Below are 14184 nucleotides of genomic sequence, written 5' to 3'. Positions count from 1 at the left end.
CTGCCCGCCGACACCGGCGCCACGCTCGCGCCGAGCGCCGCCGCTGACCGGCCAGATACCAGTCGAAGGCGGTGACGCTCACGCACGGGATCACCGCACCGAAACCGATTCGGTGTCGCGGACAGCGGATTCGAGCGGCCCCTGCGCGCAGGCTTCGGGGTCGAGGGAGGCGCCGCGCGCGATCAGGGTGCGGGCGGCACGGATATCGGCCGGGCAGCCGACACCCGCCGCGCCGACGAGTCTGCCTGCGCGCAAGGCCAGCACCGCGGGCGTCGCGCTGCCCGCGCCGCGAGCCACGAGTTCGTCACCGGGCCGGATACGGCCTGCGAACTGCAGGTTCACCCCGTACTGGGTGGACCAGCCCCACGGGATCTCGGCAACGCCCGGCGCCGCGCCGAGCATCGACCGCGCCGCCGCCCCTCCTTGGGCCTGGGCACTGTTCCAATGCTCGCTGCGTTCGTAGCCGCCGAGTTCGGGGGTGTAGCGGTTGGCGACGTCGCCGGCGGCGTAGATGCCCGGCACCGATGTCCGGTAGTGCTGGTCGACGCGAATCCCGTTGTCGATCTGCACTGCCGCGGTCTCGGCGAGGGTGGTGTCGGGCACCGACCCGATGGCCACCAGCACGGCCGCCGCATTCCAGCTGCGGCCGCCGGCGGTCGCGGTGACCCGGCCGTCGTGGTAGGTGAGCTCGTCGAGGGTGACGTCGTTGTGGATGGCGACGCCGTGGTCGGCGTGGATCTGCTGCATGTGCGCGCCCAGCAGCGGCGGTACGACCCGCTCGAGCGGAGCCGACGCCGCGTGCACGACGGTCACTGCGGCGCCGAGACCGCGCGCGGTCGCGGCGACTTCACAGCCGATCAGCCCGGCACCGACCACCAGCAGCGAACCGCCGTCGAACACCAGCGCCCGCAACAGCTGCGCATCGGCGATCGAACGCATCGTCAACGCCGACGGATGCTGACCGGGCAATGTGCGTGCCCTCGCCCCGGTCGCCAGCAACAGGCTGTCGTAGCTGACGATCCCGCCGTTGCCCAACCGGAGTCGCATCTGCTCGGGTTCGATCTGCTCGACCCAGGTTCCGGTGCGCATCTCGACCTCGGCCGCACGCCACGCCTCGGGCGAATCGATCAGTAGCCGTGCCTGGTCGACGGTGCCGGCGAGCGCCTCCTTCGACACCGCGGGCCGCCGATACGGCGGTATCGATTCCGCGCCGAGTACCACGATCTGGCCGGTGTAGCCTTCCCGGCGCAAGGTCCGCGCGGCGCTGGCGCCGGCGATCCCGGCGCCGACGATGACGATGCGGCCTCTCATGCGCGGCTGACCTCGACCATGTCGAAATCGGCTTTGGCGGCGCCGCAATCCGGGCACGACCAGTCGTCGGGGATGTCGTCCCAGCGGGTGCCGGGCGCGATTCCGTCTTCGGGCCAGCCCAGTGCCTCGTCGTATTCGAAACCGCATTGCACGCAACGGAACAGCTTGTAGTCGGTGGTCATGTCAGGCTCCTGTGGTGGATACGGGCTCGAAATCGGGCTTGTCGCGCACCCCGCAGTCGGGGCAGCACCAGTCGTCGGGGATCGCCGGCCATGTGGTGCCGGCCGGGAAGCCTTCGCGGGGCGCGCCGGCCGATTCGTCGTAGCGGTAGTCGCACACCGGGCAGCTGTAGACGGCCATCACGCCACCCCGTAGCGGGCCAGCACCCGGTCCCGCTTGGCGGGATGGATGTTCACGCGGGTGATGTCGCCGTCGTAGTGATCGAGCACGCGGTGGTCCATCACCGTGCGCCACAGCGGCGGGAAGTAGGCCAGTGAGATCATGCTGGCGTAACCGCTGGGCAGGTTGGGCGCACCGTCCATGCTGCGCAGGATCTGATAGCGCCGAGTCGGATTCGCGTGGTGATCGCTGTGACGCTGGAGGTGGTATAGGAAGATGTTGGTGACGATGTGGTCGGAGTTCCAGCTGTGTTCCGGCGTGCACCGCTCATACCGGCCGGCCGGGGTGCGCTGACGCAGCAGCCCGTAATGCTCGAGATAGTTCACCGTCTCCAGCAGCGAGAACCCGTAGACCGCTTGGATCACCAGGAACGGCAGCACCGCGGGCCCGAACACGATGGTCAAGCCGGTCCACAGCACCACCGTCATCAGCCATGCGTTGAGCACGTCGTTGCGAAGGGTCCACGGCCCCTTGCCCGTTCGCCGCAGCCGGGTGCGTTCCAGCTCCCACGCCGAGCGCAGGCTCCCCCACACGCTACGCGGCAGGAACGCCCAGAACGATTCGCCGAACCGGGAGCTGGCCGGATCCTCCGGCGTGGCCACGCGTACGTGGTGGCCGCGATTGTGCTCGATATAGAAGTGGCCGTAGCCGGTTTGGGCGAGGGTGATCTTCGACAGCCACCGCTCCAGTTCGTCCTTCTTGTGGCCGAGTTCGTGTGCGGTGTTGATGCCGACACCGCCCATCACGCCGATGCTCAACGCGACGCCGATCTTCGACCACAGGCCGAGTCCGCCGTCGATGCCGAGCCAGGACAGGTCCGTCGCCGTCCACAGGTAGGCCGCGAACACCAGGCTGGCCAGCTGGAACGGGATGTAGGCGTAGACGCAGTAGCGGTAGTAGCGGTCGTGTTCGAGTTGCTCGATCACCTCGTCGGGCGGATTCTGCCCGTCCGGACCGAAGAACCGATCCAGGATCGGCAGCAGCACATACAGCAGCAGCGGTCCGATCCACCACCACACCGGCGCCACCTGCTGCCAGCCGAGCCGGTTGAACACCCACACCAGCGCGGCCGCCAGCCCCAGTGCCGTCGGGGGGATCAGCCCGAACAACCACAGATAGCGCTTGCGGTCACGCCACGGCGGGGCGCTCGCTTCGGCGCGCTCCCCCAGCTGTGAGCTCGTCATCGTCGTTCTCCTCGGATCGGTGAGCCGGCCCGCACGGTCGCTGCTGCCCTCATCGGCATCGGTAGCGACCGGACCGTTTACACTTTCAGGTGATGTGTACTCATTAGAAACACATGACTGCTGATTGTCAACGAGTGAACGAAATCGTCTTTGATGTACGATGGCTGTCGTGGCTGAAGCGCCGAACTTTCACAGCGAGATGCGTCAACTGCTGCGCGCCCGCGTCATCGACACCGCCCGCCAACTCGTCTGCACCGAAGGCTGGGGCGCGGTCAACATGTCGCGCGTGGCCAAAGAAGTGGGCGTGAGCAGGCCCGTGCTCTACAAGGAAATCGGCACCAAACAAGACCTCGCCGACGCCGTCATCAGCAACGAACTCGACACCTTCCTCGCGGGCATCACCGAAACCATCGCCACCCACCCCGACGACGTCCTGGCCGCGCTCACCGCCGCTGTCGACTTCACTCTCCGCACCGCCGCCGAGAACACCCTGCTCAAAGCCGTACTGGCCGGCCGCACCAGCGCCGACACCAGCTTGCTGCCCACGCTGATGACCGAACCCGAACCCGTCCTCGGGCGCGCTGCCACCGCCCTCACCATCGTGATACGCACCCAGTACGGGTTGCCCGCATTCGCCGATGACGAACTCGGCAGCAGAGTCGAAACCGTCGTCCGCCTGGCCCTGAGCCACCTGTTCCAGCCCACCATCCCGATCGAGCGCGCTGTCGGCCAGATCGCCCTGGTCATCGATGCGATCTTCGGGCCTGCCGCCCGCGAGGCCACACCCGCTCGCTGACAGACCACCGCGCATTCCCGCCTGCGAACACCGGGCGGATGTGCGGGACATGCCCCAGAACGGAGCACCCCTACGAGCTGACCGCTCCGAAGCGTTCGCCGTACCCGTCGCCTCGACTACATGCTGCCGATTCCGACGCCCCCGGAACGGACCCCATACGGCCCGGTCAACGCAAGGTCAGCGGGGTCGCGGAATCGAGGTGGGTGAGTTTCTGCGGGTTGCGCACGTAGTAGAGGCCGGTGATGTGGCTGTCCTCCACATGGGTCACGATGACGCCGTCGAATTCGCCATCGACAAACAGTGCCAGCGCCGGCCCGGCATTCACCACCGTCGCTTCCACGCTGAGCGCCACATCGTGTTTGGTCAGGCCGCCGACGATGAACCTGGCCACCTTGTCCGCTCCGACGACCGGACGCGGCGAGGCCTGCTTGATGCCACCGCCGTCGCTGATGGCCACCACATCGGGAGCCAGCACATCCAGCAGACCTTGCAGGTCGCGTGTCTCGAGCGCCCGCTGGAACGCCTCGACCGCGGCCTGCGCCTGATCCGCAGTGACGGTGCGCCGCGGCCGCCGCGCCTCCACGTGACGGCGCGCGCGGTGCGCGATCTGATGCACCGCGGCGGGGGTCTTGTCGACCGCGGCGGCGATGTCGTCGTAGCCGAACCCGAATGCCTCACGCAACACGAACACCGCGCGTTCGGTGGGCGTCAAGGTCTCGAGCACCAGCATCAACGCCATCGACACACTGTCGGCGAGTTCGCCGTCGGCGGCGGCCTCGGGCGCCGTCAGCACCGGCTCCGGCAGCCACGAACCGACGTAGGCCTCCCTGCGCCGCTTCAGTGAACGCAGCCGGTTGAGCGCTTGCCGGGTGGTGATCCGCACCAGGTAGGCACGTTCATCGCTGACCTGCGTCAGGTCGACCTTCACCCACCGCAACCAGGTTTCCTGCAGCACGTCCTCGGCGTCGGCGGCCGAACCGAGCATCTCGTAGGCGACGGTGAACAACAGATTACGGTGCCGGACGAACGTCTGCGTCGCGTCGACGGTGGTGTGGTCGTCGGCTGTACCCGGTGTGCTCATGAGGGTTCTCTTCCTGTGTTGCCGTTGCCTTCTCGCCGACCGCCACCGGTGTGTGGCGGCACCTCACGGCCGCCTTGCCACACACCGGCGCTGCCGGATCTCAGGCAATGGCTGCCGGCGCATCGGTTGGCAAGGTCTGCAACAGCTTCGGACGATGCTTGCCGTCGCTGGGCCAGTGATGCGCGCCGGGCTTGCGGGCCTCGGTGACCAGATGTTCGACGCTGGCCTGGCAGGAGAACTCTTTGAGCGCCTTGCCCACCGGGCCCGAGAAGTACAGCCGCATCGCCGTATCGTCCTTGTGGCCGAGCTGGAAGATGCCGGCGCGGCGGCCGAAACTGATGCACATCGCGGGGAACGCCAAGTCGACCGGCTCCGGTGCCGCACCCGCGATCCGCCGCAGCACGGTGTCGGCCGCATGCGCCCCCAGGCAGCCGGCGGCGTAGGCGCTCATCCGGAACGGCAGACCCGAGGGCGCCGAAGAGTCGCCGGCCGCCACGATCCGCTCGTCGTCGACGCTGGTCAACGTCTCGTCGGTGAGCAGACGCCCGTCGCTGTCGGTGCGCAGCCCGCTGCGCTCGGCCAGATCCGGCACACCGAAGCCGACGGCCCAGATGGTGACCCGGCTCGGCACCGTCCGCCCATCGCGCAACCGCACCGCGTCGGCGTCCACCGCCGTCACCGCGGTCTCGGCACCCTCGAGCACGGCCACGCCCAGCTTCGCGAGGTATTTCCGGGCCGTGCGCCGCGCGCTCGGATGCAGGTAGGGGCCGAGCCGGCCGCCGCACACCAAGGTGACCGAGCGGCCCTGCTCGGCCAGCTCCGCGGCGGTCTCGATGCCGGTCGGGCCACCTCCGACCACGGTCACCGCCGACGTCATCGGGGTATCGAACAGCACCGACCGCAACCGCTGCGCCGCCTCCAAGGTCGCCACCGGGTAAGCGAATTCCGCCACGCCCGGCACCTGTGGTTCCGCACTGCCGCTGCCGACCGCGTAGATCAGGTAGTCGTAGCCGATCGTGGTGTCGTCGGTTAGGTGCACCCGGCGGCCGGCCACATCGATGTGCGCGACGCTGTTCACCACCAGCCGCACACCGTCGGCCAGGACCTCGGTGTAGTCCACCACCGCATCATGGGTCCCGCCCACCAACTGATGCAGCCGCAATCGCGGAACGAACACCGAACGCGGATTGATCACGGTCACCGTCACGTCCGCGCGCTGGGTCATCCGGTTGGCCGCCATCACCCCGGCGTATCCGCCGCCGATCACGACGACGTCGATGTTGTTGCTCATGATGTCTCCTTCGCTGTGTGGGACTCGAGCACAAGACACCGCGCGGACCCAGCTTTCTGACATGGTGTGAGTTAGATCACTATCGAGGGTTCGAGCTCAGCGCGGAACAGCCGCGGCTCCCCCGGCGGCGCTTCCCGACCTGCTGCTGTGCACAGACGTCGCGGTCCGCGAAGGCCGACCACCGCACCCCCGACCAGCGTGCACACCACAGATTCGCAGCGCATCACCAGGATTCGCGCACCGGAACCTCATGCGTGCGCCGTTGCCACTGCTCGGCGAGGCGGCCGATGCGCCGCGGGGCGGCGATACCGCGCACGGCGGCGATCTCGCCGTCACGAACCTCCAGCACCGCCACACCGACGACCCGGTCGCCGACAACGAACAGCATCGCCGGACTGCCATTGACCACCGCCGCATGGATCGACGGCGAACCACCGGCCAGACGCCGCTTGGCCGCGGTCGGCCGCAACCCTGCCCGCACCGCCTCGGCGACACGCTCCCGAGTGGTGTAGCGAATCAAGGTCGTGGCCATGCCGCCGGCACCGTCGGACACGGCCGTGGCATCGGCGGTCAACAGCGCCACCAGCTGATCGGTGCGCCCCGACGACGCCGCGGCGACGAACGCCTCGACCACCTGCCGCGCCGCGGCGGGATCGACAACGCCGGGCGTGCGCGCCCCGGCGATGCGGCGGCGCCCCCGATGGGCATGCTGCTGGCTCGCCGACTCCGTGATCTCCAGGATCTCGGCGATCTCGGCATGACTGTAGGAAAACGCCTCCCGCAACACATACACCGCCCGCTCGACCGGTGACAGCCGCTCCATCAGCGTCAGCACCGCCAACGACACCGATTCGCGCTGCTCCACCGTGTCGGCCGGGCCGAGCATCGGATCACCGTCGAGCAACGGTTCGGGCATCCAGGCGCCGACCGCGCGCTCATGCCTGACCTTCGCCGAACGCAGCCGATCCAGCGCGAGATTGGTGACGATCTTCGTCAACCACGCCTCGGGCACCTCCACGTAGTTGTGGTCGGCGGCCTGCCACCGCAGAAACGCATCCTGCACCGTGTCCTCGGCGTCGGCCGCGGACCCGAGCAGCCGATAGGCGAGGCAGGCCAGCCGATTCCGGCTGGCCTCGAAACGCGCCACGGCCGCAGTGTCCACGACCACGACCCTAGGCGAGGGTCGCCTCGGCCGAACGCGCACCGGCAGCGGCCACCCGGTGCCGTCGACTCGGCATCCCGAAGGTCGGCCGGCTCACCGCCCAGCCGCTGACCGCCACGATCGTCGACTTGACCAGCACCGCAGGCCACCCACACAAGGCTCCACGCTTCGCGCGGGCGTCGTCGTCGACCAGCTGGAAGATCGCGTCCCTGCGTCCGAGGCTGATGTGGTTGCCGACGTAACTCAACGCCGTCGCCGCGACCTTGCGCCCGGTCAGATCACCGACCACAGCCGCGGCCGCCTGCGACCCGGTGAACCCCGCCGACGCACACGACATCGGCAACGGATGACCGTTCTCCCCGATGACGAACACGCTGTCACCGGCGGCATACACCCCCGGATGCGACACCGACCGCATCTGCCGGTCGACGATGATCTGGCCGTTGGCCTGCACCGCGAGACCGGCCGCGGCCGCGATCGGATGTACCGCGAACCCGGCCGCCCACACCGTCTCATCCGCGGCGAAAACGCTGCCATCGGAGCCGACCACTCCCGACGGTTCGACACGCTCAACGGTTGTGTGCTCATGAAGAGCGATGCCGAGCCGGTCGAAGGCGCGCAGCAGGTGGCGGCGCGCCTTCGGGCCCAGCCAGCCGCCGACCTCACCGCTGGTAACCAATGCGACCTCGAGACCCGGATGCGCTTCGGCTATCTCGGTGACCGCCTCGATCGCCGTCAGGTTCCCGCCGACCACCAGCAACCGCCCGCGCCCGCCCAACTCCCCCAGACGGGCCCGCAACCGCAGCGCCGACGCCCGCCCGGCCACATCGAAGGCGAACTCGGCGACACCGGGCACACCGTGATCAGCAGCGGCACTCCCGAGGGTGTACAGCAAGGTGTCGTAGTGGATCCACTCCACCTCCGCACCGTCGGAAATGGTGACGCTGCGATGATCGACGTCCAGATCGGTCACCCGGGCCGTGCGAACCACAACGCCCGTGCCCGCGAACACCTCGGTCAACGGCCGATGCGGCAGGTCGTGCCCGGCCGCCAACTGGTGCAGACGCAGCCGCTCCACGAAATCGGGTTCGGCATTGACGACGGTGATCTCGACATCATCGGAGTGCAGTTTCCGAGCCAGGTATCCCGCGCAGAAGGCTCCGGCGTATCCGGCTCCGAGAACAACGATGCGGTGCTTCATGGATGGCTCCTGTCTGGTTCGTGTGCACCCTGAACGAGACAGCCCCCGATTTCCTGACAACACCCCACAGTGACGTGGGTCACCCGCTACAAACCTGGGCCGGGCCGAAGCACGTCCGGCCGGGTCAGACCGCCGCCCACGGCCGCAGCTTCTCCGGATTACGCATCACCCAGATGCGGGTGATCCGGCCATCGACGATGTCGAAGGCATACACCGAGATGACGGCGTCCCCCTGCACAGCCACCAGACCGGGCTGGCCGTTGACCGTGCGCTCCAGCAAGGTGACCGCGCCCGCGCGAACGGAGATCTCCATCCAGGCGCGCGCGATCTGCTCGCCACCGATGATCGGCTCACGAAAGGCCACGACCCGCCCGCCGCTATCGGCAGTCGCGCTCGCCTGCGGATCCAGCAACCCGATCAACGCCTCGATATCGCCCCGCTCCCAAGCACGCTTGAAATCCCTGACGACCTCCGCCCGCTCGGTGCTCGACGGACGCGGCGAGGTATCGATGCGGCGGCGAGCACTGCACGCGAGCTGACGGCACGCCGCGGGCGAACGCCCAACCACCTCCGCCACCTCGGCAAACGAATAACGAAACACATCGTGCAGCACGAACGCCACCCGCTCGGCCGGCGTCATCGAATCCAGCACGACCAGAAAAGCCATGCTGACCGACTCGTCGAGGGTGACCTGATCGGCAGGATCAGCAGCACCCGCACGATCGCGCCACTCCGACCGCCCCGGCACCGGCTCCGGAATCCACTCACCCACATACCGTTCCCGCCGCGCCCGCGCCGAACCGAGCACATCCAGGCAGATCCGGCCCGCCACCGTCGTCAACCACGCCCCCGGCGCCACCACCTCCGCCCGCTGCCGCTCCGACAGCGCATACCAGCGCGCGAACGTCTCCTGCACCACATCCTCGGCCTCGGCCAACGAACCGAGCAACCGGTACGCGAGATTGATCAGCTGACGGCGCTCGGCGAACACCTCGGGCGGTTGCGGGTCGGTCATCCTCGGCTCCTCCAGGTCTGCGGGTCCCCTCCCACACCGACGAATCAGCACCCCGGTATGTGAGGCGACCTGACATTCCGGGCCGCCGCATCGTCGGGAAGGTCGTCACCATTCCCGCACACCAGGAGATCAGGCAATGACCACCATCGGCATCATTCTCGGCAGCACCCGGCCCAACCGCAACGGCTCCCAGGTCGCGCAGTGGGCACTGGACACCGCAGCCCAACGCAACGACGCCGACTTCGACCTGATCGACCTGCGCGACCACCCACTCCCGCACCTCGACGAGCCGGCACCGCCGATGTTCGGCCCATCCCCGCACGCACACACCCGCGCCTGGGCCGAACGAATCGCCCCCTTCGACGGCTACCTGATCGTCACCCCCGAATACAACGGCGGCGCGCCGGGAGTGCTGAAAAATGCCATCGACCACCTGAGCGCGGAATGGTCGAACAAAGCGGTCGGATTCGTCTCCTACGGTGTGAGCGGCGGCGCCCGCGCAGTGGTTCAGCTGCGCACGGTCTGCGGCACACTCGGCATGGCCGACGTCGGCTACCAGGTCGCGATCTCGCTGCTCACCGATTTCGCCGACCACACCACCTTCACCCCACGCGAACACCACGCCGACGCCCTGCACAAGACCCTGGACCAGCTCATCGCCTGGAGCACTGCACTCGCGCCGCTACGGGCGTCCGCCGACACCGCCCTCATCGAGGCCTGAGGAGCCGAACATGGCCACATCCAACGAACTCCACCCCGACCACGCCCAGATCCGCCGGCAGATCGAGACGCTGATCGAAGCACTCGAGGCCAAAGACCTCGAAGCCGTGCGACAGCTCTACACCACCGACATCGTGTCCTTCGACATCGAGCCGCCGCTGCACCATGTGGGAATCGCGGCGAAACTCGACAACTGGGTACGCGCGTTCCAGGTTTTCGAAACCATCATCTACGACATCCGCGACCTCACCCTCACCGTCGGCGGCGATGTGGCCTTCGGCCACGCCTTCGCACGCCTGCGCGGCACCCTCGCCGACGGCACCAGCACGGACGGCATGTGGGTGCGAGCCACCTTCGGAATGCGCAAAATCGACGACACCTGGCTGATCGCGCACGACCAGGTCTCGGTGCCACTCGACATCGGGGGTGTCCGATCCCTCACCGATCTCACTCCTTGACACGACCGGGCGGCTGCGCGGCAGGCCATCACCGGCCGCGCAGCCGCCCGCACCAGCGATCTGCGCAGTCCCACGAACTTGTCTCCTCGGCCGCGACGGCACAGCTGACCGGCACACCACCGCGCACCGGATAGATTCGGGCAGAACACGAATACGGCGTGCGACGCACCGAACCGAAGGGCAGCGATGACCGAGGACCCGCCCGCTCACCTCCAGCGCGATATCGCCATCCCCGACGCGGTACGCGCCCAACTGCACCGCGGGGTGCGCAGCGTCCTCGTCGACACCGCCGCGCTGCGCGAAGTCCGGCAACGCTTCGCCGACGACCAGGCCGCCACCCTCGGCCGATACCTCGAGGCCTCCCAATCGGCCAACACCGTGCGCGCCTACCGCACCGACTGGATCGCCTGGTCGGCCTGGTGCGCGGCAGAAGACAGGCAAGCGCTACCCGCCGACGCCCTCGACGTCGCCGTCTACCTCGCCGCCGCGGCCGACGCACGCGACGAGCACGGCGAGCCGGTCTTCGCCCCCGCCACCCTGGAACGCAAATCCGCCGCCATCGCCGCCGTGCACGCCGCCAACGGATTACCCTCACCCACCCGCTCGGACGTCGTGCGGCTCACCCTCCGCGGCATCCGCCGCACCCGCCGCGCCCGACCGGTCCGCAAACGCCCGATCCTGCTGCACACCCTCGAACAACTCCTCGACGGACTACCCGAACGCGGCTGGCCCACCGAACCCGCACGCCGCCGCGACTCCCTCGCCCTGCTCATCGGATTCGCCGGCGCACTGCGCCGCAGCGAACTCGCCGGACTCCGCGTCCACGACGTGCACGTCACCCAGGACCACAACACCGGCGAACCCGTCCTGCTCATTCACCTGCCCAGCACCAAAACCGATCCCACCGGCATCACCGAACAACGCGTCGCCCTCCCCCGCGGCACCCGCCCGCACACCTGCCCCGTCTGCGCCTTCGCCGACTGGATCGCCCTGCTGACCCTGCACAACACCGCCCCCGACCGGCTACCCGAACACCTCACCGCCACACCGCCCCCCGACCCGAAAATCCACCGCTGCCACGGCTTCACCGGCCCGCCGGCAACCCTGCCCGCCGACCAGCCGCTGTTCCCCGCCGTCACCCGCCACGGCGGCATCGGCGCAACCCCGATCTCCGGCCGAGCCATCGCCGAACTCGTCAAACGCTACGCCGCCCGCGCAGGCCTGGACCCCGCCCTGTTCTCCGGCCACTCCCTGCGCGCGGGCTTCGCCACCCAAGCCGCCCTCGGCGGCGCCGCCGACCGCGAGATCATGCGCCAGGGTCGCTGGTCCAACCCCCGCACCGTGCACCGCTACATCCGCACCGCCAACCCCCTCGACGACAACGCCGTCACCAAACTCGGGCTGTAAAAGGTCAGCGCCCTACTCCGGCGCGACGAAACCGCCGATCCGCTGCTCGAGCAACTCGGCCAACCGCAGCGGGGTGCGATCCTCGAACATCGGGCCGATCAGCTGCACCCCCACCGGCAACCCCTCGCGCGAGCGCCCGGCGGGCACCGCGGTAGCGGGCAGACCAGGCATCGTCGCCACACCGGCCCAGACGAGTTGATCCAAGTACGGGTACCGCACCCCGTCGATCTCGATCCGGCGCGCGAACAGATCGGGGTCGTGATCGTGCGGGAACGCGGGAGTCGGCGTAATCGGGCACACCACGGCATCGAACTCGGCGAACAACTGCCGCCAGCCGTGACGGTGGCGTTCCCGGGCAGCGTTCGCCTCCATCCAGTCGCGATGGGTGCACACCGTCGCGCGAAGACGCGTCGCAGCGAGGCTGCGATCGGCTGCGTCCAGTTCGGCGGCGCGTTTCCCCAGCTCCGCGTAGGCGTCGGGCGGGTAGTGGGCGACCGCGCTCGCGAACAGCAATCGCATGTAGACCGTGGCCGATTCGGCCAAATCGGGCAGCAGCACACTGTGCCGCTCCACACGCGCGCCCGCATCGACCAGTGCGTCGGCCACCCGGCGCACACCCTCCCGTACAGCGGTACCGGTCGGAATGAGCGGATGCTCATCGAGAACCAGCACCCGGAAGTCCGACAGCCGCTCATGGCGCGCGGGCGGCAGCGTCGACTCGTACGCGACACCGGACGTCAGCGGGTCCGGTCCGGCCATCACGTCCAGCAGCAGTGTGAGGTCGCGAGCCGTGCGGGCCATCGGACCTACGACAGCCAGGTCGGCTTCGACCGGCAAGGCCGGCACCCGCGGCGGGACCATACCGCGCATCGACGCGAGCCCGAGTGTCGGCTTGTGTGCGTAGACGCCACAGAAATGGGCCGGCGTCCGCAGCGAACCGGCGATATCCGAACCGATCGACAGCGCACCGAACCCGCAGGCCAGCGCCGCCGCCGACCCACCGGAGGACCCGCCCGCCGTACGAGCGTGATCCCACGGGTTGCTGGTCGTGCCATAGATCTCGTTGAAGCTCTGCACATCTCGCAGCGCCAACGGCACATTCGTCTTACCCACCACCACCGCACCCGCCGCCTTCAGTCGCGCCACCTGCACCGCATCCTCGAACGGCACATACGTCCGTTCCAGCGGCATGCCCCAGGTCGTGGGCAGCCCCGCGACGTTGTAGGACTCCTTGACCGTCACCGGAATACCGAGCAGCGGACGATCCACTCCGCGCGCCCGTGCCCTATCGGCAGCCCGCGCTGCCGCCCGCGCACGATCGAAGTCCGGCACACAGATCGCGTTGATGGTCGTATCGTCGCGCTCGATACGGGCGATCGCCGCGTCGGTCAACTCCACCGAGGTGACGTCACCGGCATGCATCGCGGCCGAAAGCTCCTCGGCCGATCGAAAATTCCACTCCATGCCGCCGACGCTAGAAGCAGGCCGAAGAGGGCACGAAATGCCAGTTGACACAACCACAACGAATGAGCCGGCCGGTCGGCTGCCGAACTCACCCGCGTTCCGCCAGTTCACGCACGCGATCGGACGAACCCGCCCGCACAAGCCATCGCGTACCCACTCCGCGCAATAAGGCGAATGTCTCACCCTCGCCTCGGCACAGACCCATCGCGAACACGCACGGATTCCAGATGGGGCAACGATAGTCACGACCGATTGCACCAGAAGCAATTGACGCAGGTCGGGACCGACGCGCCCACAGCGAGCTCCGTATCAAACGGGCCGCAGTACACCCCGGCCGTCAGCGCGAATACCGCTCACGCAAGGCGACTCGGCACACATTCACGTCGGCACACATTCACGCCACTGATTCGGCGCGGCGACCGCCAATCGAGTCCGGCGGCAACCCGCCCGACGACCACCCCTGTCCGGAATCGCCTATCCCCCACCCTCGCTCACCGTCGACCCCCTCCTGTCTATGCGTGTTTTGGTCTTGACGGGTGATTGGGGTGAGGTAAGCGAGATGGGCCCACATGCGTAGATGCGCATATCTACGTAGCGTAATTAAATGCATCTGGGTCGAGCGCCGGGCGCCTTCGAGTTCCTTGAACCGAGAACTCCCGCCCCGCTCCCCAGCGTCGAATCCCAGCACCAAACCT

Annotated in this window: 14 protein-coding genes; 4 read left to right on the top strand and 10 right to left on the bottom strand. The window is 68.4% G+C overall.

Features of this window, described 5'->3' with window-relative positions; all coding sequences use genetic code 11:
* Window positions 1–90: 90 nt before the first annotated feature.
* Genes AC5W7N_RS26090 through AC5W7N_RS26075 form a run of 4 tightly spaced genes read right to left on the bottom strand, consistent with a single transcriptional unit; the run spans window position 91 to window position 2894 of the window.
* Window positions 91–1311: an NAD(P)/FAD-dependent oxidoreductase gene (locus tag AC5W7N_RS26090; protein ID WP_495922393.1), complete on the bottom strand. Its 1221-nt coding sequence runs from the start codon at window positions 1309–1311 to the stop codon at window positions 91–93.
* Window positions 1308–1493 (bottom strand): rubredoxin, encoded by a 186-nt coding sequence (locus tag AC5W7N_RS26085; RefSeq protein WP_280499308.1) that lies wholly within the window; start codon window positions 1491–1493, stop codon window positions 1308–1310. The genes AC5W7N_RS26090 and AC5W7N_RS26085 overlap by 4 nt, the downstream gene beginning before the upstream one ends.
* 1 nt (window position 1494) lies before the next feature.
* Window positions 1495–1671, bottom strand: a complete 177-nt coding sequence (locus tag AC5W7N_RS26080; RefSeq protein WP_163817701.1) for a rubredoxin — start codon at window positions 1669–1671, stop codon at window positions 1495–1497.
* Window positions 1671–2894, bottom strand: coding sequence for an alkane 1-monooxygenase (locus AC5W7N_RS26075; RefSeq protein WP_495922391.1), 1224 nt, complete (start codon window positions 2892–2894; stop codon window positions 1671–1673). The genes AC5W7N_RS26080 and AC5W7N_RS26075 overlap by 1 nt, the downstream gene beginning before the upstream one ends.
* Before the next feature lie 169 nt (window positions 2895–3063).
* Here AC5W7N_RS26075 and AC5W7N_RS26070 point away from each other — a divergent pair, with 169 nt between their 5' ends.
* A complete protein-coding gene (locus AC5W7N_RS26070) occupies window positions 3064–3690 on the top strand; it encodes a TetR/AcrR family transcriptional regulator (RefSeq protein ID WP_280212283.1) in 627 nt (208 codons plus the stop codon).
* A gap of 166 nt (window positions 3691–3856) precedes the next feature.
* Here AC5W7N_RS26070 and AC5W7N_RS26065 read toward each other — a convergent pair whose 3' ends face one another.
* From AC5W7N_RS26065 to sigJ, 5 genes are all read right to left on the bottom strand, one after another.
* Complete coding sequence (locus AC5W7N_RS26065) at window positions 3857–4771, bottom strand: RNA polymerase sigma-70 factor (protein WP_495922389.1); 915 nt, start codon at window positions 4769–4771, stop codon at window positions 3857–3859.
* Window positions 4772–4871: 100 nt separating this feature from the next.
* The gene (locus AC5W7N_RS26060; RefSeq protein WP_495922388.1) at window positions 4872–6062 is read right to left on the bottom strand and encodes an NAD(P)/FAD-dependent oxidoreductase; all 1191 of its coding nucleotides are present in this window, start codon (window positions 6060–6062) and stop codon (window positions 4872–4874) included.
* Between the two features lie 223 nt (window positions 6063–6285).
* Entirely contained in the window at window positions 6286–7224 is a 939-nt protein-coding gene (locus AC5W7N_RS26055; protein WP_495922387.1) for a sigma-70 family RNA polymerase sigma factor, read from the bottom strand.
* 10 nt (window positions 7225–7234) lie between these two features.
* Complete coding sequence (locus AC5W7N_RS26050; protein WP_495922386.1) at window positions 7235–8425, bottom strand: NAD(P)/FAD-dependent oxidoreductase; 1191 nt, start codon at window positions 8423–8425, stop codon at window positions 7235–7237.
* Between the two features lie 124 nt (window positions 8426–8549).
* The gene (sigJ, locus tag AC5W7N_RS26045) at window positions 8550–9440 is read right to left on the bottom strand and encodes an RNA polymerase sigma factor SigJ (RefSeq protein WP_163817713.1); all 891 of its coding nucleotides are present in this window, start codon (window positions 9438–9440) and stop codon (window positions 8550–8552) included.
* A gap of 136 nt (window positions 9441–9576) precedes the next feature.
* Here sigJ and AC5W7N_RS26040 point away from each other — a divergent pair, with 136 nt between their 5' ends.
* From AC5W7N_RS26040 to AC5W7N_RS26030, 3 genes are all read left to right on the top strand, one after another.
* On the top strand, window positions 9577–10161 hold the full coding sequence (locus tag AC5W7N_RS26040; RefSeq protein WP_495922384.1) for an NADPH-dependent FMN reductase: 585 nt from the start codon (window positions 9577–9579) through the stop codon (window positions 10159–10161).
* A gap of 10 nt (window positions 10162–10171) precedes the next feature.
* On the top strand, window positions 10172–10618 hold the full coding sequence (locus AC5W7N_RS26035; RefSeq protein WP_495922382.1) for a YybH family protein: 447 nt from the start codon (window positions 10172–10174) through the stop codon (window positions 10616–10618).
* A gap of 186 nt (window positions 10619–10804) precedes the next feature.
* On the top strand, window positions 10805–12025 hold the full coding sequence (locus AC5W7N_RS26030) for a site-specific integrase (protein ID WP_495922380.1): 1221 nt from the start codon (window positions 10805–10807) through the stop codon (window positions 12023–12025).
* A 12-nt stretch (window positions 12026–12037) separates the two neighbouring features.
* Here the strand turns inward: AC5W7N_RS26030 and AC5W7N_RS26025 are convergent, their stop codons facing one another.
* A complete protein-coding gene (locus AC5W7N_RS26025) occupies window positions 12038–13489 on the bottom strand; it encodes an amidase (protein ID WP_194991838.1) in 1452 nt (483 codons plus the stop codon).
* Window positions 13490–14184 lie beyond the last annotated feature (695 nt).

The sequence above is a fragment of the Nocardia sp. CDC519 genome (genome assembly GCF_059509835.1).
Note: the sequence above shows the minus strand (reverse complement) of the source record. Positions and strands in the feature narration are given on the sequence as shown.

Coding starts and splice junctions, on each gene's coding strand:
- AC5W7N_RS26090 (WP_495922393.1), bottom strand. CDS start 1,311: ATGAGAGGCCGCATCGTCATCGTCGGCGCCGGGATCGCCGGCGCCAGC.
- AC5W7N_RS26085 (WP_280499308.1), bottom strand. CDS start 1,493: ATGACCACCGACTACAAGCTGTTCCGTTGCGTGCAATGCGGTTTCGAA.
- AC5W7N_RS26080 (WP_163817701.1), bottom strand. CDS start 1,671: ATGGCCGTCTACAGCTGCCCGGTGTGCGACTACCGCTACGACGAATCG.
- AC5W7N_RS26075 (WP_495922391.1), bottom strand. CDS start 2,894: ATGACGAGCTCACAGCTGGGGGAGCGCGCCGAAGCGAGCGCCCCGCCG.
- AC5W7N_RS26065 (WP_495922389.1), bottom strand. CDS start 4,771: ATGAGCACACCGGGTACAGCCGACGACCACACCACCGTCGACGCGACG.
- AC5W7N_RS26060 (WP_495922388.1), bottom strand. CDS start 6,062: ATGAGCAACAACATCGACGTCGTCGTGATCGGCGGCGGATACGCCGGG.
- AC5W7N_RS26050 (WP_495922386.1), bottom strand. CDS start 8,425: ATGAAGCACCGCATCGTTGTTCTCGGAGCCGGATACGCCGGAGCCTTC.
- sigJ (WP_163817713.1), bottom strand. CDS start 9,440: ATGACCGACCCGCAACCGCCCGAGGTGTTCGCCGAGCGCCGTCAGCTG.
- AC5W7N_RS26040 (WP_495922384.1), top strand. CDS start 9,577: ATGACCACCATCGGCATCATTCTCGGCAGCACCCGGCCCAACCGCAAC.
- AC5W7N_RS26035 (WP_495922382.1), top strand. CDS start 10,172: ATGGCCACATCCAACGAACTCCACCCCGACCACGCCCAGATCCGCCGG.
- AC5W7N_RS26030 (WP_495922380.1), top strand. CDS start 10,805: ATGACCGAGGACCCGCCCGCTCACCTCCAGCGCGATATCGCCATCCCC.
- AC5W7N_RS26025 (WP_194991838.1), bottom strand. CDS start 13,489: ATGGAGTGGAATTTTCGATCGGCCGAGGAGCTTTCGGCCGCGATGCAT.